General features: G+C 42.8%; 21 protein-coding genes. 7 read left to right on the top strand and 14 right to left on the bottom strand.

The window, feature by feature from the left end; all coding sequences use genetic code 11:
* The first annotated feature begins 199 nt into the window (after positions 1-199).
* The 5 genes from GBI66_RS00865 to GBI66_RS00845 all read left to right on the top strand — a co-directional run bounded on the left by GBI66_RS00865 (position 200) and on the right by GBI66_RS00845 (position 5,873).
* Complete coding sequence (locus tag GBI66_RS00865; protein ID WP_151714817.1) at positions 200-2,455, top strand: TonB-dependent hemoglobin/transferrin/lactoferrin family receptor; 2,256 nt, start codon at positions 200-202, stop codon at positions 2,453-2,455.
* Positions 2,456-2,523: 68 nt separating this feature from the next.
* Positions 2,524-3,330, top strand: coding sequence for a hypothetical protein (locus tag GBI66_RS00860; protein ID WP_151714816.1), 807 nt, complete (start codon positions 2,524-2,526; stop codon positions 3,328-3,330).
* 458 nt (positions 3,331-3,788) lie between these two features.
* A complete protein-coding gene (gene modA / locus GBI66_RS00855) occupies positions 3,789-4,559 on the top strand; it encodes a molybdate ABC transporter substrate-binding protein (protein ID WP_151714815.1) in 771 nt (256 codons plus the stop codon).
* A gap of 4 nt (positions 4,560-4,563) precedes the next feature.
* Complete coding sequence (gene modB, locus GBI66_RS00850) at positions 4,564-5,259, top strand: molybdate ABC transporter permease subunit (protein ID WP_005211366.1); 696 nt, start codon at positions 4,564-4,566, stop codon at positions 5,257-5,259.
* A complete protein-coding gene (locus tag GBI66_RS00845; protein ID WP_151714814.1) occupies positions 5,256-5,873 on the top strand; it encodes an ATP-binding cassette domain-containing protein in 618 nt (205 codons plus the stop codon). The genes modB and GBI66_RS00845 overlap by 4 nt, the downstream gene beginning before the upstream one ends.
* Here GBI66_RS00845 and GBI66_RS00840 read toward each other — a convergent pair.
* On the bottom strand, positions 5,868-6,134 hold the full coding sequence (locus tag GBI66_RS00840) for a metal/formaldehyde-sensitive transcriptional repressor (protein ID WP_151714813.1): 267 nt from the start codon (positions 6,132-6,134) through the stop codon (positions 5,868-5,870). The two genes, GBI66_RS00845 and GBI66_RS00840, sit on opposite strands and share 6 nt — an antisense overlap.
* A gap of 56 nt (positions 6,135-6,190) precedes the next feature.
* Here GBI66_RS00840 and dmeF point away from each other — a divergent pair, with 56 nt between their 5' ends.
* Positions 6,191-7,138, top strand: a complete 948-nt coding sequence (gene dmeF / locus GBI66_RS00835; RefSeq protein ID WP_151714812.1) for a CDF family Co(II)/Ni(II) efflux transporter DmeF — start codon at positions 6,191-6,193, stop codon at positions 7,136-7,138.
* Between the two features lie 46 nt (positions 7,139-7,184).
* Here the strand turns inward: dmeF and chrA are convergent, their stop codons facing one another.
* The 11 genes from chrA to GBI66_RS00780 form a co-directional block, all read right to left on the bottom strand.
* On the bottom strand, positions 7,185-8,537 hold the full coding sequence (gene chrA / locus GBI66_RS00830) for a chromate efflux transporter (protein WP_151714811.1): 1,353 nt from the start codon (positions 8,535-8,537) through the stop codon (positions 7,185-7,187).
* Positions 8,538-8,539: 2 nt separating this feature from the next.
* A complete protein-coding gene (locus GBI66_RS00825; RefSeq protein WP_151714810.1) occupies positions 8,540-9,463 on the bottom strand; it encodes a chromate resistance protein ChrB domain-containing protein in 924 nt (307 codons plus the stop codon).
* Between the two features lie 106 nt (positions 9,464-9,569).
* Positions 9,570-9,857 (bottom strand): gamma-butyrobetaine hydroxylase-like domain-containing protein, encoded by a 288-nt coding sequence (locus tag GBI66_RS00820; RefSeq protein WP_151714809.1) that lies wholly within the window; start codon positions 9,855-9,857, stop codon positions 9,570-9,572.
* Entirely contained in the window at positions 9,847-10,839 is a 993-nt protein-coding gene (locus GBI66_RS00815) for a HEAT repeat domain-containing protein (protein ID WP_151714808.1), read from the bottom strand. Before GBI66_RS00815 ends, GBI66_RS00820 begins: the two co-directional genes overlap by 11 nt.
* A gap of 12 nt (positions 10,840-10,851) precedes the next feature.
* Complete coding sequence (locus tag GBI66_RS00810) at positions 10,852-11,673, bottom strand: ABC transporter ATP-binding protein (RefSeq protein WP_151714807.1); 822 nt, start codon at positions 11,671-11,673, stop codon at positions 10,852-10,854.
* 1 nt (position 11,674) lies between these two features.
* On the bottom strand, positions 11,675-12,517 hold the full coding sequence (locus GBI66_RS00805) for an ABC transporter permease (RefSeq protein ID WP_151714806.1): 843 nt from the start codon (positions 12,515-12,517) through the stop codon (positions 11,675-11,677).
* 128 nt (positions 12,518-12,645) lie between these two features.
* Entirely contained in the window at positions 12,646-14,055 is a 1,410-nt protein-coding gene (locus GBI66_RS00800) for an ABC transporter substrate-binding protein (RefSeq protein ID WP_151714805.1), read from the bottom strand.
* Between the two features lie 10 nt (positions 14,056-14,065).
* A complete protein-coding gene (locus GBI66_RS00795; RefSeq protein WP_004654721.1) occupies positions 14,066-14,311 on the bottom strand; it encodes a ferredoxin family protein in 246 nt (81 codons plus the stop codon).
* 10 nt (positions 14,312-14,321) lie between these two features.
* On the bottom strand, positions 14,322-16,061 hold the full coding sequence (locus GBI66_RS00790; protein WP_151714804.1) for a fumarate reductase/succinate dehydrogenase flavoprotein subunit: 1,740 nt from the start codon (positions 16,059-16,061) through the stop codon (positions 14,322-14,324).
* A gap of 44 nt (positions 16,062-16,105) precedes the next feature.
* Complete coding sequence (locus GBI66_RS00785; RefSeq protein WP_151714803.1) at positions 16,106-16,858, bottom strand: GntR family transcriptional regulator; 753 nt, start codon at positions 16,856-16,858, stop codon at positions 16,106-16,108.
* 252 nt (positions 16,859-17,110) lie between these two features.
* Entirely contained in the window at positions 17,111-18,055 is a 945-nt protein-coding gene (locus GBI66_RS00780) for a LysR family transcriptional regulator (RefSeq protein WP_151714802.1), read from the bottom strand.
* 92 nt (positions 18,056-18,147) lie between these two features.
* Here GBI66_RS00780 and GBI66_RS00775 point away from each other — a divergent pair, with 92 nt between their 5' ends.
* Complete coding sequence (locus GBI66_RS00775) at positions 18,148-18,789, top strand: LysE family translocator (protein ID WP_151714801.1); 642 nt, start codon at positions 18,148-18,150, stop codon at positions 18,787-18,789.
* 46 nt (positions 18,790-18,835) lie between these two features.
* On the opposite strand, the gene GBI66_RS00770 is transcribed toward GBI66_RS00775, so the two are convergent.
* Together GBI66_RS00770 and GBI66_RS00765 are read right to left on the bottom strand one after the other, a co-directional pair.
* Positions 18,836-20,806 (bottom strand): family 2A encapsulin nanocompartment cargo protein cysteine desulfurase, encoded by a 1,971-nt coding sequence (locus GBI66_RS00770; protein WP_151714800.1) that lies wholly within the window; start codon positions 20,804-20,806, stop codon positions 18,836-18,838.
* Positions 20,781-21,713 (bottom strand): family 2A encapsulin nanocompartment shell protein, encoded by a 933-nt coding sequence (locus GBI66_RS00765; protein ID WP_004654714.1) that lies wholly within the window; start codon positions 21,711-21,713, stop codon positions 20,781-20,783. Before GBI66_RS00765 ends, GBI66_RS00770 begins: the two co-directional genes overlap by 26 nt.
* Positions 21,714-21,736 lie beyond the last annotated feature (23 nt).

Genomic DNA, 21,736 nt, shown 5'->3' with positions numbered 1-21,736 from the left:
CACTTTTGAGGTCTTTTTTAGCCTAATGAACTGGCTGATTGAACAAAATTATTGTAAATAAAAATGTAATTGATTATGATTCGCATTTATTAGATCTGTGTATATTTGTAATTCTTACTTTCAATCACAATTTGGGGTGAGTGAATAAGTAAAAATACACAGTTTTAATGATTATCAATATCATTTAAAAGGCTCCCGTATGAATCGTAATCCTGTTGAGCTATATAGCCCAATCAAGTCCGATATGACTGTTTTAAAACCACGTTATTTGTCTGTATGTTTGATTGCACTCATGAGTGCAGGGGTGAGTTCGGGAAGTTATGCGGAAGAGAGCAAACAGGATAAAGCTTATACCTCATTATCGACCATTACCGTTTACGCAGAACATGAAAACGAGTCACCTGTATCTCGTACCAGCATTAATCGTGAAAATATGGATAAAACTGGTGTTACCGACATGGCCAGTATTGTGAAATATTTACCACTGGTCAACGCACCATTTTCGGTAGCAGGCAGTGGCACATTTTTCGACGGAACTGGCACAAGTAGCTATAACATTCGTGGTATTGATGCCAACCGAATTGGTTTAGATGTCGATGGGGTCGATCTTGCCGATGCAACAGTCAGTACTTATATTCCACCGAAAAGTATGGGCAAGCGTGGAGCAGGGCGAGATTACATCGAACCTGAAATGTTCAGCACGGTTGATATTGTCTCTGGTACAACAGATGTTTCAACTGATGGTATTGGTGGCCGAGTTTCTTTTAAAAATAAATCACCAGAAGATTACTTAGTTGACGGTAAGACCGTTGCTGGTACATTGAAAACGGGTTATAGCTCAGCTGATCAGGCTTGGTTGGCATCTGTAACAGGTGCGATTGGCAATGATGATCTAAAGGCATTGGTTGCTTATGCGCATCGTGATGGACAAGAAACCAAACCGAATTCTAAAACTAGGGCTTTTCCTGCAGATTGGAACTCTGATGCTGTTTTAACTCGTATTTTATGGACCCTATCTGATCAGCACCAATTAAACTTTACTGCAGATTACTATAAGAAAAAAACTGATACCAAAGAGATTGCGGCGAATTTATTTACTAACTATAAGAGCGACGCACAGCAACACCAAGATATTGATCGCACCCAATTCAGTATTCAACATATTTATAAGCCAAACGGTTTCTTATTGTTTGATAAGTTGAATAGCAAAATTTGGTATCAAGAATCTAATAACGATACTGATACTTCATTTATGAATAGTGCGACTGTTGCACGTGATTTTTCAACCACATATAAAGAGAAAAATGTAGGTATAAAAATTGATGCAAGTAAAGTGATCAAAAATCATACCCTCAAATATGGCCTAACTGCAGACCAGAAAGAGTTCTCCAGTACCAAACTTGATCTGCGTAATGGGGCGTCACTTCCGTCACTTTACCAAGGTGCTTATTTATTAGATTCCAAATTGAAACGCTATTCAGCTTTTGTATCTGATGATATTCGCTTAGATCTCTTGGGTCGAAACCTAACTTTAACCCCATCGGTACGTCTAGAACGTCAAGAATTTAGACCAGACATTACCACTTATAATGATGTGCAGGCCAAAGACTTTAATTATGTCTCTCCAAGTTTTTCAGCAAGCTATCAGTTTAGTCCGACCAACTACAGCTATTTAAAATATTCAAAAGGCAATCGTATTCCTTCACCAACGGAAATGGGCGGGATTTATCAAACGACACCAGGCAACCCAAGTTATATTGTGATTGGGAATTCGGATCTGAAAAAAGAAAGCAGTGATGCATTCGAAATTGGGTTGAGAAATACCTCGATTGATGGGATCAAGTTTGATATCACAGGGTTTTATACTCAATATAAAGATTTTATCGATTACTACAATTACGGCACAACACCGCAATATCCATATGGTTATTATCGAGCTGAAAACTTAGCCGATGCACAAATCTGGGGTGGAGAATTATCTACTCGCATCGATTTAGGCCAGTTCATTCCAAATTCAGATGGTTTTAGCCTTGCATTGGTTGCAGGAAAAACCAAAGGAACGGCAAAAAATAAAAATGGTGCGAAGAGTGGCGTCAATTCAGTTCAGCCAGAAAAAGGCAGCTTAACCTTTGCCTATGATGATCCTAATAAAGTATTTGGCTTAGGCATGACTGCAACTGCTGTCGGTGGCAGAGTTGCAACACAAGATGTGAGTTCTTATCAAGAAGACACGCAATACCAACGTGTGGCAGGTTATACCGTATTTGATCTATCCGCTTATTGGAATGTGACTAAGTTTGCCAAACTCAATGTCGCTTTTAATAACATCTTTGACAAAACCTATTGGGACTACGCAGCTGTAGGAACAATTAACGGTACCAATCAGGCCAGCCTAATTGATCGTGCGGCTGAACCAGGTCGTAACGTTGTCGCAAGTATCGAATTTAAATATTAATTTTATTTTAGTAGCAAGATAGAAAAAGGTTTTCGATCTAGCAAATGTTTACATTTAAGGAAATGAACATGAAAAAATTGGCTTTAATGATTGCAGGTTTAACTGCAATGGCGATTTCGGTGACTTCTGCTGCGGAAACGGTTGATCAGTCAAGTGCGTATCAGCAAGCGTATGCATTGTATGTTCTTTATCATCCAAATAATAAAGAACAGAGCAGTGCGGCTTTATTAAAGCAATATACTCAAGACTATGCAGCACTATTCAAAAACAATAAAAAAGTCAAGCAACAGCAGTTTGTACAATATGAACAAACACGTTTAGAGCCATTATTAAAACAACGCCGTGACATGTCAGAGAAACAGGCACATGTACGTTATGGCATTTTGAACAGCAATAAAGATCAGAAACTCACTTTAAAAGAGTTTCAGGAAACCGGCTTAAAAACATTTAATGAATTCGATAAAAATCAGGATGGTTTAATTAACGGGGAAGATGCAAAACTATCTGAGAATAGTACCGCAACCCATGATGGCTTCCGTGTCAAACTTCCAATCTCGATGCCAATGCCAAGTAATATCAATGAGTTCATCACACAATATGGCCAAGGAAAGGTGTATGTGACACTTGGTGATTATTTGACTGCGCGAGATAAGCAATTCTTTGAAACCGATGCCAATGGTGACCATATCGTGACTGAAAAAGAATATGTTGATGAATTTATGGGACGCTTTGACCGTAATATTGTATCTGGCAAAATCAAGATGCAGGAAATGGCAGCACAGCAATTCCAAGCGATCAGCGAAGGTAAAGCTACGATCCAAAGCAGTGATATTCAAAAATTCGCCAAGAAGATTGACCAAGCCATTAGTCAATAAGCTCAATATCAATTGCAGAGTTATGGCTATATCAAGTTGGTCATGGCATATCTTTTGCTAAAAAGCAATAGGGTAGCGATCTAGGCTATCTTTAGAAATAGACAAAGGCGTCTATTCAGCATCATTTGGTTGGTGTTTGGATAGACGTCTTTTTATTTTGGAAAGCAAAATAGGGCTGATCGCTATATTTTTCGGTAACTAACGATTGATCGAGCGCATGTTTGATCTAGATGATGCGATCTATCGCTTATATCGAAATTTAGATGAAGATGCCCTGAATTGGTGAAAAACTGATTTTTTGCACCAAATGATGATCATGGTTCCTATGATGAGATCATTCAAGTTCTAAATAAACAGATGATGGATTAGGGATAACAAGACTGGCGAATTGTTATTTTTAGTGTATCTTTATTAAGCGATATATTCTTAAAAACATATCGAAATTTGAGGACAAAACAATGCCAACAATGATGAAAAAAACACATCTCTGTGCTGTCGCTTTTGGGGCGAGTTTATTGATGCAGACCCATGCGGTTGCCGCAGATGCGATTACAGTGTACGCAGCTGCAAGCTTAACCAACGCAGTGAATGAACTCGATGCAATCTATGAGCAAAAAAATAAAACTGAGGTCAAAACCTCTTATGCAGGGTCTTCAACCTTAGCCAAGCAAATTGAGGCGGGGGCACCTGCTGATGTGTTTATGTCAGCCGATGTGCAATGGATGGACTATTTACAGAATAAGCAGTTGGTTGCGCCAACTGATCGCATTAATTTACTGGGCAATCGACTGGTTGTGATTACCCCTAAAGACCGTCCGATTAAATTAAAAATGGATAAAAGTTTTGATCCAACTACGGCGATTCAAGGCAAGCTGTGTACAGGGGATACCAAGAGCGTACCTGTAGGGAAATATGCTAAGCAGGCGTTGACCTCACTGGGTTGGTGGGACAAAGTTCAACCACGACTAGTTGAAACAGAAGATGTACGTGCTGCTTTAAACTTTGTAGCGCGTGGTGAATGTCAGGTGGGGATTGTGTATGCGACGGATGCTGCCATCAGTAAAGATGTGGTTGTGGCGGGCATCTTCCCCGAAAATACGCATCCACCGATTATTTATCCCGTAGGTTTAACTAAGAAGAATGCGGAATCGGTCAAATTCTATAAATTTCTACAAAGCGGACAGGCAAAAACGATATTTAAAAAATATGGGTTTAGCGTGTTGCAGTAACTAAATGATGATCTTAAGCCCTGAAGAAATTGAAGTTCTCAAGCTGTCCTGTAAAGTGGCAGCAGCGTGTCTGGTGTTTAGCTTAATTCCTGCAACTTTAGTGGCTTGGGTATTGGCCCGCAAAGAGTTTTGGGGAAAGTCACTGTTTGAGACCTTGGTGTTCTTACCTTTGGTTTTGCCACCTGTCGTGCCCGGCTACTTATTGCTGCAATTGTTTGGTAATCGGGGACTGTTGGGGCAATATCTTGCACCGCTGGGGTTAGAGTTTGCTTTTAACTGGAAAGGCGCGGTATTGGCATCCGCGGTGATGGGCTTTCCTTTATTGGTACAATCGATTCGGCTGGCGATTGAACTGGTCGATCAACGCTTGGAGCTGGCTGCGAAAACCTTAGGGGCATCTTCCTTTGGGGCGTTTATGCAGGTGACATTACCGCTCGCCAGTAGTGGTATTTTGGTCGGTGCTATTTTATGTTTTTGCCGAAGTTTAGGTGAGTTTGGCGCAACCATTACCTTTGTAGGCAATATTGCTGGCGAAACCCGCACTTTACCGTTGGCAATGTATAGTTTAATGCAGCAACCCGATACCGAAGCCGCGGTATGGCGATTGATTATCCTGTCTTTATCGGTGGCATTCTTTGCCTTATGGTTTGCACAGTGGTTCAATCGATATCAGAAAAATAAGCGTGGGTATTCAGCATGATTGATTGTCATATACAGCTACAGCAAGGGCAATTTTGTCTGAATCAACGTTTTCAGTCTGATCAGTCGGTGATTGGTTTATTTGGGGCTTCGGGTTCGGGGAAAACCACCATATTGCACAGTATTGCAGGCTTAATTCGACCTCAATCGGGCTGGATTAAAATCCAGAATCAGACTTGGTTTGATCAAGGTCAGAACATTTATCTCAGTACGCAACAGCGCCGTGTCGGTTTGGTCTTTCAGGATGCGCAATTGTTCCCACATAAAAACGTCAAACAGAATTTACTGTTTGGTTTTAAGCATATTGCGCCACAACAACGTCAGTTCGAAGTGGACTATATTGTTGAGTTGTTGAAATTGACGCATTTGCTGGAACGTATGCCGATTAAGCTGTCTGGGGGAGAAAAACAGCGAGTGGCTTTGGGACGAGCCTTACTATACTCGCCACAATTGCTGCTTTTAGATGAGCCACTGTCTGCACTGGATACCGCGCATAAAGCCGAGATCATTCCTTTTTTTCAACGCGTTAAACAGGAAATCAAGATCCCAATGTTGTATGTGAGTCATGATCATTCCGAGCTTGAACAACTGAGTGACACCATTTGGTATTTATAGATAGCGTTGTAATAAGGTGAAAAACTTTTCGACTTCTTCCTCATCCACATGATCTGCACCTTTTAATACATGTTCTTTTAGGTGTTGTTCGATCAATTGGTTCATTAAACCGTTCACCGCACCTTTGACTGCTGCAACCTGCTGTAGAACTTCTATGCAAGAACTTTCAGGATTTGTGATTGATTTTTCGATTGCTGCGAACTGTCCTTGAATCCGCTTAAGACGATTTAAAATTTTCTTATCTTGATGGAGGTGAGACATACCTTTTTTCCTAAAAAAATATATACTAGGGGGAGTATATTGGAAGACGAAAATAAATGCAGCATAGTAACCTAGAACGACGTCATTCTCACCAGTTTGATCAAGGAAATCCCTTGGCTCAAAAAAGAATTTTAATTGCCACCATTTTGACCGCTGTGATGATGGTCTTGGAAATTCTAGGCGGTTGGTTTTTTAATTCGATGGCTTTGCTTGCCGATGGCTGGCACATGAGTTCGCATATGCTGGCCTTGGGGCTTGCTTATTTTGCCTATCGTATGGCACGACATTATGCGCAGGATCAACGCTTTAGCTTTGGTACATGGAAAATTGAAATCTTGGCGGGGTATAGCAGTGCGATTTTACTGATGGTGGTGGCACTGTTGATGGGAATTCAGTCACTCGAGCGTTTATTTAATCCTGTCACCATTCATTTTAATGAAGCGATTCCCATTGCGATTGTGGGGCTGATCGTCAATCTAATTTGTGCATGGTTATTACATGATGGGGGACATGAGCATCATCACCATCATTCGCATCGTCATCCTCATGATGAAGCAGATCACCATGGCCATGATCATCATCATGATTTGAATCAAAAAGCAGCTTTTTTACATGTGGTTGCTGATGCAGTCACTTCGGTACTCGCGATTATTGCCTTATTTGCGGCCAAATATTTTGGCTGGAATTTTCTGGATGCTTTGCTTGGGATTGTCGGCGCATTATTGGTTGCAAAATGGTCTTGGGGGCTGATGCAGGAAACAGGAAAAACTCTATTGGATGCTGAAATGGGGCATCCTGTGGTTGAAGAAATACGTGAGGTGATTGCCCAGTTTTCACAGGTTGAAATTACTGATCTACATGTATGGAAGGTCGGGAAAGGCAAGTTCTCTTGTATTTTAGGATTGGAAACTACACTGGCTGATTTGAATCCTGATCAGGTTAAAGCGGAATTGGCGATTCATGAGGAAATTGTGCACGCTTCTGTGGAAATTCACCATATTTAAGAGAGAACTTCATCGAGTAGCGTTTTGAGCTACTCGATGCATTCAATTACGCACCAATATATAAGATCAAACCGCAAAAGGCCGATGCAAAAATCACATACAACACATTGAGCTGAAATTTGAATAAAGCAATCAATGCTGCAACGGTAATAAAGGCCGCTTCATAATTAAAGGTATGATCAAAACCATTTGGCCAGAGCACGTGATAGCTAAAGAATAAGGCCAGATTTAAAATTACCCCGACCACAGCAGCGGTAATCGCAGTGAGTGGTGCGGTAAATTTCAGTTCATTATGCGTAGATTCGATAATTGGGGCACCTGCCAGAATAAACACAAAGGAAAATAAGAAGGTAAACCAAGTGACGATCACCGCACCAATTGCGCCTGCTAAAAATAGATGTTCAGCACCCAATACAGCATGGTTATAAGCACCCAAAAAACCCACGAATGCCACCACCATAATCAATGGACCAGGGGTACTTTCACCGAGTGCCAGACCATCAATCATTTGGGTTGGACTCAGCCAAGCATAATGATTGACTGCACCTTGATACACGTAGGGCAGAACGGCATAAGCACCGCCAAAGGTCAGTAAAGCTGCTTTGGTAAAGAACCACGCCATTTGGGTATAAGCATGTTGCCATCCCAATCCCAAAGTCAAAAGCAGCATCGGCACAAACCATAGGAATGCAGCAATAATCAGAATTTTGGCGAGATTGCCCCAACGAAAAACTGCATGGGCAGGCGTCGGCGTATCATCATCAATCAGGGCTGTTCCATAACTTTTATGACTATTTTGATGGGAAGCCTGAGCAGTAAATAAATCTGGTTTTTTCTTACTCAGCACATAGCCTGAGATAGCAGCTGCTAACACGATCAGGGGAAAAGGGACGTTAAACACGAAAATGGCAATAAATGCGGCAGCAGCAATGGCCCATAAAAACGGATTCTTTAATGAGCGACTACCAATACGATAAGTTGCATGAAAGACAATTGCTGTGACCGCAGGTTTAATCCCATAAAACAATCCTGCAATAATTGGCACATCACCAAACTGCACATAAATCCATGACAGGGTAATCAGGATAAATAACGAGGGGAGAACAAACAGAATCCCTGCGACAAGCCCGCCCGTGGTTCGATGCATCAGCCAACCAATATAAGTGGCAAGCTGTTGTGCCTCAGGACCAGGGAGTAGCATGCAGTAGTTCAGTGCATGTAAGAATCTTTTTTCAGAGATCCAACGTTTATTTTCCACCAACTCTTGATGCATCACTGCAATTTGTCCAGCTGGGCCACCAAAACTAATAAATCCCAATTTCAGCCAGAATAAAAAGGCTTGCCAAAATGGGACAACGGGTATTGGCTGATCGAGTACATGGTTTTGTTTTTGTTGCATGATCATTCTGGAGAAAAATTGGCGTATAGGCCATCAAAAACATAATTGGAAAGTTCAAGTAATTGATCATCATCCGTAATTTTAGCTCTTAAGCCTTGAATGACTTTTTCGATCCCGATTGCTTCAGGTGGTTCAACACCACCGACATCGAGAAAATGCACAATTTCCGCAATATGCTTTAAAGCAGACTGTTGATTTAGGTCAAAGCTGTGTAATAAGGTTTCAAACGTTACCCAATGATCAATATGGCTAAAGCTTGCACCATCAAAATCAAACCCCAAGGCTGTAGCAGGACAATCATTTGGTGTGTCTAACCAGATAAAGGTTGCATCAGGATCAATAAAATTTTGGATCAACCAAGCGGAAGCTAAACGATCAATCCATGGTCGTTTTCTTGTGGCCCAAATTCTATTCTGAAAGTCCTGTTTGCGTAGTATTTGAATGTCGCTGTGTAGAGAATGTGGTTCATCGGTTTCGCCAAAACGTAAAATGCTCTGTTCAACCGCATTCAGTTCCCGAATAGTTTGCTGCTTTGCCTCGGTTGGGAAATAGTCAATTTCAATTAATGCATCAAGCTGTTTACGTAATTTACGAATCTGTTTAAGAAGCTCTTTTTTATTGGTCTGATTCAACTCCTGTCGAAGTTGTGTGAGTTGTTGATAGAGCGCATCGTATTCTTCTTTTCGGTTAAATAGCTGTATCAGATCCAGATTTTCTGCGGCAATGGTCTGAAATAAATAGGCACTGCCATTTTCTGTAATTAAATCCTCAGCAATCGCATCAAACTTTTCTGAATGTTGCTTGGGTAAAGCATAAACACCATCGCGTAGTGTTGCAGCACCACTGGCTTTCAGTGCTCGCCATACTCGCATACGCGTTGTAGTGTTCTGGGTTGGCAGGGATGAAATGAGTAAGGTTATTTTCATGTAATATACTCAACTTATTTGTTAAATATATTACACATAAATTTTATTTTATAAATCTAAAAATTTCATATCGTTTTAGGGTTTATACATAAGTCATTTGAATGTTTCATGACGAATTCAACGTTTTTAAAAAAGCCCAAGGGAAAATCCCTTTGTCATGTCCATCATCAAAACAGATCTGAATCCCGTAACCTTGTGAGTAGATCGCAGAGATGGCAACATGATCTGGATATTGAACATCTTGTTGCCGTAGACGCTTTGCTCGACAAAACCCACAAGGGCAGCTGGCTCTCAGCTGCGCATGGCTAAAATCCTTTTCAGTACCATCCTCCCATGAGAGAAACAGGCGTTGCTGTTCGATATCGACATTAAGCTGGTAAGGTTTAAGTGACATATTGTCTCTCCTGAATGAGTGCCAGTCCAATACGAATCGATTTACGTACTTCTGGATCAGGGTCTTCCGCATGTTGTAATAAAATATGCTGAGCTGATTCCCCGCCAATTTCACCTAAGGCAATCGCGACCTCTTTGCGTAGGTTGCTGATGTCATGCTGGAAATTTTCTTGGAGTTTGGCAATTGCAGCATTTGATCTAAGGCGTCCTAAGCTGCGTGTAACAGCAATGCGAACTTGCCAGTAAGTATCATCCAGTTGCTGTAAAAGCGGCTGTTCTAATTCAAGGACTTTTAATTTTCCAATTGTCAAGGCGGCTTCGACCCGTAGTTGCCATGCATCAGCTGTGAGAGAACTGCGTAAGGCCGATAAAATTTCGGGCGTTGGCGTTTGAGTTGCCGCCAAGCCGCCTGTGGCGATACGACGAATTTCGTTATCAACATCATGCTGTGCGATATGTGCCAGCGTTGCTAAGCCTTCCTGTTTCTGCAACCAACTCAGTGTACTCACAGCTTCTTTACGCACTAAGGGATTGGCATGTTGAACATGCTTGAGGGTGGCTTCAAATAACGGTTCAGCCCGTAGCTCCTTAATTGCTCTCAAAATTGCAGCAAGGACAAAGTCATCGTGATGCTGCAAATATGTTGCCAGATGATGGGCAGATTCAGCATGTTTAATTTCACTTAAGCTTTGTGCTGCTGCAACACGCACATTTTCATGTGGATCACTCAAAGCTTGAGCCAAAGTATGTAAAGATGTCGCATCCTCCCAACCTTCTAAACGGATAGCAGCTCGTTCACGTACTTTGCTTGCTGGGTCATGTAACACTGCGTGCTGTAACCAAGCCAATAATTCTGTTTGTTCCTCATCGGCAATATTCATAATTGCGACAAAGCGGATATTTTCATCGTCCTGATTCAGCTGAAACAGATAATCAGCATAATCCTCATCAATATCCGTCAGGATAGGGTAATTTAAGCTCATTTTTTATGCTTCCTAAACAGCGACTTTCTGATTTAAACCAAGTGGATTTAACCGACTCAGTTCCGCTTGAGTGGCGTGTTTTAATACTTGAATGCAATGTTTTTTTATTTGGGTAAATTCGGTCGAAGTCACTAGATCAACATGTCTTGGACGGGGGAAATCCAATTTGATTTCTTCAATAATACGTCCCGGACGGTGGCTCATGATCAAGACCCGATCTGCCAGAAATAAAGCTTCATCAATATCATGGGTAATGAACAGCACCGAGGTTTGAATGCTTTGCCAGATTTCAAGCAGCAGTTCCTGCATCTTTAAACGAGTCTGAGCATCTAGTGCACCAAAGGGTTCATCCATCAGCAATACACGAGGCTGATTAATCAACACCCGTGCAATTTCAACCCGTTGTTGCATTCCGCCTGACAATTCAGCAGGATATTTATCTTCAAAACCTTTTAGGCCGACCAGATCAATCATTTGCTGGGCTTGATCTAGGCGTTGGGCTTTAGAGATGCCTTTCATTTTTAAGCCAAAACACACATTCTCTAGCACACTTTTCCATGGAAATAGGGTGTGTTGTTGAAACACCAAGCCTCGATCAGATGAGGGTTTTTCAATGGCTTTTTGATCCAATAACATGGTGCCTGAGCTAATCGGTAAATGACCTGCCAGTGCGCCAAGCAGTGTTGATTTGCCACAACCCGAAGGACCAAGCAAACATACAAATTCACCTGCCTGAAGATCAAAGGAGACATGATCCAAGGCTTGAAAGCGTTGTTTGTCTTGCCCAAGGTGCAGATCGATATTATTTAAATGGATATGACCGTACTGACTCATGTTATGTCTTCCTTAACTGATACCAAGGGGTAAGCTTTTTACCGAGATAGCGTAAAAAAGCACTGCTAAACATACCTAATGCACCGATCAATAACATGCCTACAATAATGTCGGCATAGTTTTGCAAGGTGAAGGATTCCCAAGTGAAATAGCCAATACCGAGCTGACCAGAGATCATTTCAGCGGTGACCAGACAGAACCAGCAAGTCCCCATGCCAATGGCTAAACCTGTGGTGATACTGGGTAAAGAACCTGGAATAATCACTTCGCGCAGAATGGCAAACTGGCCTGCACCTAGACTTTTTGCGGAAGCAATTAAACGTTGATCAACGGCCTCAACGCCATGAATGGTATTGAGCAAGATTGGAAATAACGCACCTAAAAAGGTAATAAAAATCATCGAGGCTTCTGAGGATGGAAACATTAGAATTGCTAAGGGAATCCATGCGACGGCTGGAATCGGACGCAAGATTTCTAAGGGTGGCATCAATAGGGACGCCAGCGTTTTGGAATAACCAATCAATAATCCTAAAATGACACCGAGCACGGATGCGAGTAAGAAGCCGATCAACACTCGAGTAATACTGGCTTTGACATGTGCAAGGGCTGTATCCAATTCGGCAAAAGCAAGTAGAGATTGAATAACATCTCGTGGCGAAGGCACATTGGCAAAGTTAATCAGTCCCAAATTTAAATGATATTGCGAGGCGAGTTGCCAAAACACAAGACTGAACACCAGTGACACTGCACTTAAGCTGTATGAAATCACACGGCTTTTTGAAAATATCAGCACAGGGCGGATTGCCTTAGACTGAATCGGTTGGGTATCCGCTAAACTATTCATATTTATTTCTCCTGAATCTCAGAATCCACCTAAATCTCCCTTTAAAAGGGGGACTTTTCACGAGTCTAAAGACTGACTAAGATTCGTGAGGCTCCTCCCTTTCTAAAGGGAGGTTAGGAGGGATTTCATTACTTCACCAGCTTTTGGGCATTATTAAAGTCATAGACTTTGCCGCCATGTGTTTTGGCCCAATTGTTGGCATCCCCACGCAGTAAGAATGCACTGATCTGACCGTTTTTATCGGTGGCATACCACGCCAGATTCGCCAGTAATTTGATTTTTAAATGACGGTCTTGGTTGTAGACCACACGAATGTTTTTACCGCTCTGCTTTAATTTATTTAAATCTGCAAAGGCTGTTTCAGGTGTGGCGTAACTGCGCACTTTGGCTTCACCTTTTACCCAAATCTGTGTGACCCGATCAAAACTTTGAATCGGTTTTTGAGTCAGGGCATCTTTGGCAACGAGAGGTGATCGAGCGTAATTTTTGAGTTGTTGCGCATAATTCAAGCCTGCGCTTTGGAAGGCTTTTTTGATGTATTGATCATCAATGAATTGATTGACATTGATATCAACATCATCACGACCTAGATATTTCAAAGTATCGACGGCAGTTTGAGTGGCTTGCTTATATTCAGGCTTCCAACTGAGGTCGCGAGTTTGTACACCGAGCGGACCATGAAATAAATACACTACTTCGGCAGGAATCCCTGTTTTGGCAGCAATCAGTTCACTATATTTTTCAGGTTCTTTACGGATCAGTTGATCGGCTTCAATGGTTGCGCGTAAGTAGGCTTGAATAATTTCTGGATATTGTTGCGCATAGGATTTGCTGGCTAAAGAGCCATGAAAGGTTGGGGTTTTGGCCTGTGCGCCGTCATAAATTTTGCGGGCAAAACCTTGGTAGGGAAATAATTCTGCAAAAGGAACAAAATCTGCATGTGCATCAACCTTATTGCTTTTGAGCGCTGGACCTGCCACTTCAGGGGCTTGGGCAATAATTTTGACATCCTTTTTCGGGTCCCAACCTTGTGCAGCAATGGCACGCAGTAATAGACCATGTGCGGTTGAGGCAAAAGGTACAGAAATCGTTTTCCCTTTTAAATCTTGGATCGAGTTAACCTCAGAATCCAGCGGGACCACGATGCCGTTACCACTGCCAGTGGTGCTGCCAGAAAGCACACTCAGGAAAATACTTTCTTTGCCCGTCTTTTTAAACGCGACATTGTTATTGACTGCTGGGAAGTCTGCCATTGCGCCAATATCTAAACGACCAGCCACCATTTCACTGGTCAATGGCGCCCCAGAAGTAAAGTTTTTCCAGACAATATCGTATTTGGCATCTTTATATTTGCCTGTTTTTGGCAAATATTTGGGTAGTAGATTTAACTCGCGAATTAGCAAGCCGCCTGTGGCACAGTTAATGGTGGTATCTTGGGTACCAATCGCAATCCGAATATTTTCCGCATGTGCTGAGCTAAAGATTGTCAGCAAACTGCTGCTTAGAATCAGGCTTTTGGCTAAGTGGTTGAGTCTCATATTGTTCCCCTCATTTAAGTAAATATGGAATGTTGACTTGAATGGCATCGGTCGGGCAGTCTTTCTCGCATGGCATGCAATACCAACATTCATCAAACTGCATATAGGCTTTTTTACTTTCTGGATGAATCGCCAATAAGTCCATTGGGCAAACATCAACACAGACAGTACAGCCTTTGTCGGCAATACATTTATCTTCATCCACCAACACAGGTGCGGCTGTGCGGTGGGCAATTTCTTTAAAAATAAAAGCCATGTGATGTTCCTTATTCGACTGTTTCAGCGACTAATTTTTTTTGAATACGCAGCAGGTTGTAAGCGTTGGCTTCATCCTCCTCAATTGGGATGAAATAAGGCTCAACTGCTTTTTTAAAGTTGACCATATTGCCGAGCTGATTTTTTTTCAGATGGGTATGACAGAACCAGTCTCGATCATTTTTTTCAGGGCAATCTGCACGGTAGTGATAGAGTCCCCAACGGCTTTCTTCACGGAAGAGCGAAGCACGCGCGGCCATTTCAGCACAGTCCCGAATCACCGCTACTTCGGCAACGCGCATCAATTCATGTGGATGGCTGGCATTGATCTGCTCAATATCGGTTTTGATTTCTTCAAAGCGTTTGAGTGCAATCTCAATTTTTTGTCGGGTTTTCGGTGGCTGTAAGTAGTCATTGACCATACGACGCAACTTGTATTCCACTTGTTCCGATGACAGCCCATCTGGACGGTGTAAGGGTGCAAAAACACGGGCTTTTTCGGCTTCTATTTCATTGGTATTCAATTCTGAGTTGGCTTGTTCTACGACATATTCAGCGGCATTGACCCCAGCAAACCAGCCATAAGTAAAGGCACCCAGCATATAGTTATGTGGAACGGCTGCCATATCACCCGCGCTATACAGACCTTTGACGGAGGTTTCGGCTTTTTCATTGACCCACACCCCAGAAGCACTGTGACCACTACAGAAACCAATTTCTGAAATCTGCATTTCCACCATATCTTGTCGGTAATCGGTACCACGACCTTCATGGAAACGGCCACGACTTGGGCGTTCATTGGTATGCAGAATTTCTTCAATGGTTTGAATTGTTTCTTCCGCCAAATGATCCATTTTCAGGAACACTGGGCCATTGCCACTTTGCAGTTCCTGATAAAATTCCCACATCATTTGGCCTGACCAGTAGTCACATTCAATAAAACGTTCGCCTTTGCTGTTGGCGGTATAACCACCCAATGGACCGGTCACATAGGCACAGGCAGGGCCGTTATAATCTTTAATCAGCGGATTGATCTGGAAGCATTCCAAGTTGGAGAGTTCAGCCCCTGCATGGTAAGCCATGGCATAGCCATCACCCGCATTGGTTGGGTTTTCATAAGTTCCCATCAAATAGCCAGATGCAGGTAAACCCAAACGTCCTGCTGCACCGCAACATAAAATCGCAGCCTTGGTTTTGATCACATAGAAATCACCATTGCGACAGTCAAAGCCAAGTACACCGTTAATGGCTCCCTCGGCATTTTTCAGCAGGCGAGTAGTGACAATGCGGTTATTGATTTTGACCTGAGCACGTTTCAGTTGGCGATACAGGACTTTTTTAATGTCATGTCCTTCAGGCATCGGCAGTACATAAGCACCCATGTGATGGACCTTTTTGACCGCATATTCACCTGTTTCATCTTTTTCAAATTTCACGCCCCATTGATCTAACTGTTGAATGGTGGTGAAACTGTGTTTGGCATAGGCATAGACGGTGGCTTGATTGACAATGCCATCATTGGCAATGGTAATTTCCTTGGTGTATTGCTCAGGCGTGGCATAGCCCGGAATAACGGCATTATTCAGGCCATCCATGCCCATTGAAATTGCACCGCTGCGCTTCACATTGGCTTTTTCAATCAGTAAAACTTTCAGGTTGGGGTTGGCTGTTTTGGCTTTGATGGCTGCCATTGGGCCAGCCGTCCCCCCACCGATGACGACAATGTCATAGTCCAGTGTAATCGTATTCATGTTGTGCCTTTTTGAGTGCGTTTTAATTCACAAGGTTAGTGACGTTAGGTATTTCTTTTTCGATCTACTCTTAAACGGTATTGGAAGGTCTCTCCTGAGAAGTAGAGATATTCGAAGTCAATTGGGTGTCCAGCATGATCATGAGTCAGTCGCTCCACTCTTAACAGTGGTGCATTGATATCGACTTGCAGAAGCTCACTGAGTTCTTCATCAGCAAGGGTTGCGTCAATGTTTAAATCTGCATGTCCCAAGGCAATCGATAAATCTTCTTCAATCGCTAAAAACACATCGCGCGTGGAGAGGTTGATCTCTTGCAAAGCTAAACCAATCGATTCGGGTAAATAAGTTAGTTCAAATGAAACGGGTTTACGGTTAAGTAAGCGAATGCGCTTAATTTCCACCACAGTGCTATTCACTGAAAGTTTTAATTTCGATGCAATTTGCGGTGTGGCAGGAATAAAGCGAAATTCTTTGACCACGTTAAACACCTCATGTCCCATATTGGTCATGGCTTCTGCAAAGCCTTGCAATTGGGAAATGTTTTGGAAGGTTTTCGGTGCGCTCACGAAAGTGCCTTTGCCTTGAATCTTGTAAACCAAATGTTCGAGCTGAAGTTGATTAAGTGCCTGACGAATGGTGATACGGCTGACATTAAATAATTCACTCAGTTCTTTTTCAGATGGCAACTGTTGATGAATCTGATAGCTCCCCTCGACGATCTGTTGCAGTAGGGCTTGATAGACTTGATCATACAGCGGGCGTTCGCCATTCGCTTTATTTACAATCGGTTGGTTCATTGCACTTAAACTTGTTATAACAACTTGGTTGTTAGATTAGCGATTATGCAAAATGAAGAAAAATAACTTATGCAGCAAAAAATATCTGTTTTTGTGCATTGTCTATCATGCAGGATGAAAATAAAGATGCTTTTTATTGTTTTATGAATGGATGATTTCTATTGATATATAAATGAAAATCAATATTTTAAGCTTTATTGATTTTCATTTGGTTTGCTATTTTCGCCAGATTTATAAATGAAAGTGATCGTTTTAGCTCGGCGTATTTTGCGGAAATAAGACCGGTTCTGCGGCTAATTTTTCTGCCAGATATTGAATGAAGACACTCAATTTAGGTGGCACATGACGGGTAGGTGGATAGAGCAACCATGCACCGCCACTATAATGGGTCTTAAAATGCCAATCAGGTAAGACCTGCACCAAAGAACCTTGTTCTAAGGCATGACGTGCTACGAAGTAAGGCAAACTGGCTATGCCTAAATGTTGTAAAGCGGCACTCAGGCGTACGCCAGTGTGATTGGCTGCATAACGACCACGGACTGGCACAGTAATGGATTTCTGTTCTTGCTGAAACTTCCATTTCGAGTCATTCGGTTGTTCACCCAAATAGATACATTGGTGCTGCTTTAAATCATGAGGATGTTGCGGTATGCCATGTTGCTGTAAATATTCGGGTGTGGCACAAATTAAATGATCAATATCAATCAGTTTTCGTCCCATTAAGCCACCCGGTGGTTGTTCGGTAATACGAATGGCTAGATCGACACCATCATCAATCAAGTCAATGTAGCGGTCTTCCAATAATAATTGAATATCAATTTTTGGATATAACGCCAAGAATTCGGGCAGATGTGGATGCAGCATAAAATGCCCAACTGCCTTAGGCACACTGATCCGAATAATGCCCTGTGGTTCAATATGGAACTGCCCCGAGCTTTCCATCACTGCTTGTGCGGCATTGACCATGTCGATGCAGCGTTCATAGACCTGCTGACCACTTTCACTTAAGCGCAGTTTACGGGTCGTACGATGCAGTAAGCGTGTACCTAAAGCTCGTTCTAAACGGGCAATGGCGCGGCTCACAGCAGACGGGGTTGAACCGAGCTGCCGTGCTGTTTCAGAAAAGCTTTCCGTTTCGACAACTTTGACAAAGGTTGCCATTTCATTTAACAGAACCAGACTTTGATTTGTGCTCATGACGCAAAAGTTATTTGGATTTTGATTGGATTATCGCGCTTTAAAAATCGCAATACAATCTTTTTCCTGTAGTCATGATGGAGATAAATCAAATGTGGCAGTTGTATGGACATGAGTTTCTGGCCTTGGCATTGATCCATTTTATGGCAGTTGTTTTACCAGGTCCTGATTTTATTATTACAGTACGGCAGAGTGTTCGATATGGCTATTTAATTGGTTGTATCACTGCAATTGGCATTGGTGTCGGCATTTCGGTGCATGTGTTTTATACCTTGGTGGGCGTTGGCGTGCTGATCCAGCAAAGTGTCTGGTTAATGTCGGTATTACGCATAGCTGGGGCGGCTTATTTGATTTATTTAGGCTGGCAATGTTTACGTAGTCAACCAAATAACAATCTGGATATTTTGGCTGGTGAGGCGATGGGCAAACCGAGCTTAATCCAAGCCTTTAATATGGGCTTTTTGACCAATGCACTGAACCCAAAAGCAACCGTTTTCTTTCTGGCGATTTTTACTACCATTGTTAGCCCGACCACACCGTTAAAGATTCAAATTGGTTATGGCATCTGGATGTGTCTAGTGAATGCGGTGTGGTTTATTTTGGTCAGTATTATGTTTGCTCAGCCTGTTGTGCGGAAACGCTTTTTAGAGTTTGGGGTGTATTTTGAACGGGTAATGGGGGTTATTCTCGGTGTAGTTGCAATACGATTGATTTGGAGTGTTGCCTTTGCCTGAACATAAAAAAGACTGCGCTGAGGCAGTCTTTTTTATTGGAGAGGCGTTAGGCACTGCGTTTGTTTCTGGTCAGTTGATGTAATACTGACACCAGTAAATCAATTTCTTCAGTAGTGTTATAAAACGCCAAAGAAGGACGCACAGTCTGTTCTACGCCAAAACGACGCAAGATCGGTTGAGCACAATGATGCCCTGAACGCACTGCAATGCCATGTTGATTCAGTGCCTTACCCACTTGTTCAGTGGAATAACCTGCAAGGGTAAAGGACATCACGCTGGCTTTGTTTCTTGCCGTGCCAATTGGTCTTAAACCTGAAACCGTACTCAATGCATGCTGACCATATTCCAACAAGTCATGTTCATAACGGGCAATATTATGAATGCCAAGGCGTTCCACATATTCCAGTGCTGCACCTAAACCCACGGCATCGGCAATATTGCCTGTGCCTGCTTCGAACTTATTTGGAGCTGGTTGGTAAACCACTTGTTCAAAGCTCACATCCTGAATCATATTACCGCCACCTTCCCAAACGGGCATGGTTTCCAGAATTTCAGGCTTGGCATAGACTGCACCAATACCTGTTGGCCCAAAAACTTTATGTCCTGAGAATACAAAGAAGTCGGCATCAATCGCTTGGACATCGGTTGACATATGTGAAACCGATTGAGCACCATCGACCAAGACTCGCACACCTTTAGCATGCGCGATTTTGATTACCTCAGCGACAGGTGTTACCGTACCTAAGGCGTTGGATACTTGGGTAATTGAGATCAGTTTGGTACGTTCATTAATCAGTTTTGGCAGTTCTTCCAAAATGATTTGACCGGTATCATCCACAGGAATGACACGGAGTTTGGCACCGACTTTTTTGGTGAGCTGGAACCACGGTACGATGTTGGCGTGATGCTCAAGATGAGACACGATGATCTCATCGCCTTCACCAATATTCTGCTCACCCCACGTCTTGGCAATCAGGTTAATACCTTCAGTGGTACCACGTACAAAAATGATTTCCTTGGATGATTTTGCTCCAATGAAACGAGCCACCACATTGCGTGCATGCTCATAGGCATCGGTTGCACGTGCTGCCAGTTCATGTGCGGCACGATGAATATTGGAATTTTCGTGCTGATAAAAATAGGCAATACGATCAATCACGCTTTGTGGTTTCTGCGTGGTCGCTGCATTATCAAACCAGACCAGAGGACGGCCATTGACGCGCTCTTGCAAAATTGGAAAATCACGACGGATCGCTTGAATATCCAAAGGTTGAGCTGCGTTGGCTACAAACTGCGGTTGTGAAGGTTGGTAATTGCCATAACCCGCGTTGCTTTGTGGCAAATCCAAAAAATAGAAACCTGTAGAAGTGGTACTTTTAGGTTGAGCTAAACTTGGCTGATCTTGCTGTAACAAGCTTTTTAGCGCATCGCCATGTGGTAATTGAAATGATTGTGCGGTCGCAAAACTGGCAGCATCAAATTCAGAGCTTGATGTGCTGGGCGCTGCAAAATCATTTAAAAAATAAAATGGCGATGCCTCACTTGCAGATGGACGAGAAGGTTCAACCAAAGGCACATTCGGTGCACTATGAATGGCCTGTGGAAAATTAGGTTCAATCGGTGGGCGAGGTAAGTTCGCTCCACCAACCACTGGCGCAGAAGCAATCGCACGACGTTCAGGGTAGTCGGGATAGTTGGGTATATGCTCAGGATATTCAGGATTCAAACTTTTTTCATAGGCAATATTGGGCGCACGTCCACTTAACGCTGCTAAAGGTTCGGCAGGCTGGGGTTGATGTGGTGGTGTACCGACATTGGGCAAGTCCAAATTCAAGCCAGAAGAGTGGCCACTGCCTGAGCTTGGCAATGCAGCAAAAAATTCAGACGCGAGTCTTGAAAGTGTTGCTTCATCCGGGAAGTTGGACGGTGGGCTAACACCGACCACTTCAGAACTCGTTGGACCACCTTGCCCAGTACCTGTAGAAGATAGGTTACTTGTAGTTAACTGGGTAGTCATGATATTTGTCCACCTCCACATCTTCGAGCACAGCCAACGCATCCTCAGTCAATACCGCCAATGAGCAGTACAGTGAGATCAGATAAGACGCAATCGCATTGCGGTTGATGCCCATGAAGCGTACAGAAAGCCCAGGAGATTGCTCACCTGCCAAGCCCGGTTGGAATAAGCCCACCACACCTTGGCGTTTTTCACCCACACGCAGTAACAAGATTTTGGTTTTACCATCTTCCACTGGAATTTTATTCGATGGAATCAGTGGCACACCACGCCATGTGATGAACTGTGAACCGAATAAACTGACGGTTGGTGGTGGCACGCCACGACGAGTACATTCACGACCGAATGCAGCAATTGCATCTGGATGTGCAAGGAAGAAACCGGGTTCTTTCCAGACTTTACGAAGTAAATCATCAAAGTCATCTGGTGTTGGGGGACCATTTAAAGTTGAGATACGCTGTTCATCTGCGACACTGGCCAATAAACCATATTCAGGGTTATTGATCAGCTCGCTTTCTTGGCGTTCTTTAATGGTTTCAATGGTTAAGCGTAATTGTTCTTTAATTTGATCATGTGGGCTGCTGTAAAGATCAGCAACTCGGGTATGAATATCCAAGACGGTAGAAACACCATTTAAGAAATATTCACGCGGTTGCGCATCGTAATCAACAAAGGTTTGCGGCAAAGTCGCTTCATCACGTTGTGTACAGGCCACTTGGATATCATCGGTGTTGCTGACACGGTTAACGCGATAAATACCTGCTTCAACAGGAATCCATTGCAATAAATGTGTGAGCCAACGTGGGGTAATGGTCGAAAGTTGTGGAACGGTCTTGGTGGCATTGGCAAGCTGTCTAGCTGCATGATCTCCAAGCGCAAGTTGGACTTTATCTGTGGTTTTTGCCATGAATAAGTTTTCCTGTTGTCTTT

The sequence above is a fragment of the Acinetobacter sp. TUM15071 genome (assembly GCF_008980925.1).
In the GTDB taxonomy this organism is placed as follows: domain Bacteria; phylum Pseudomonadota; class Gammaproteobacteria; order Pseudomonadales; family Moraxellaceae; genus Acinetobacter; species Acinetobacter dispersus.
Note: the sequence above shows the minus strand (reverse complement) of the source record. Positions and strands in the feature narration are given on the sequence as shown.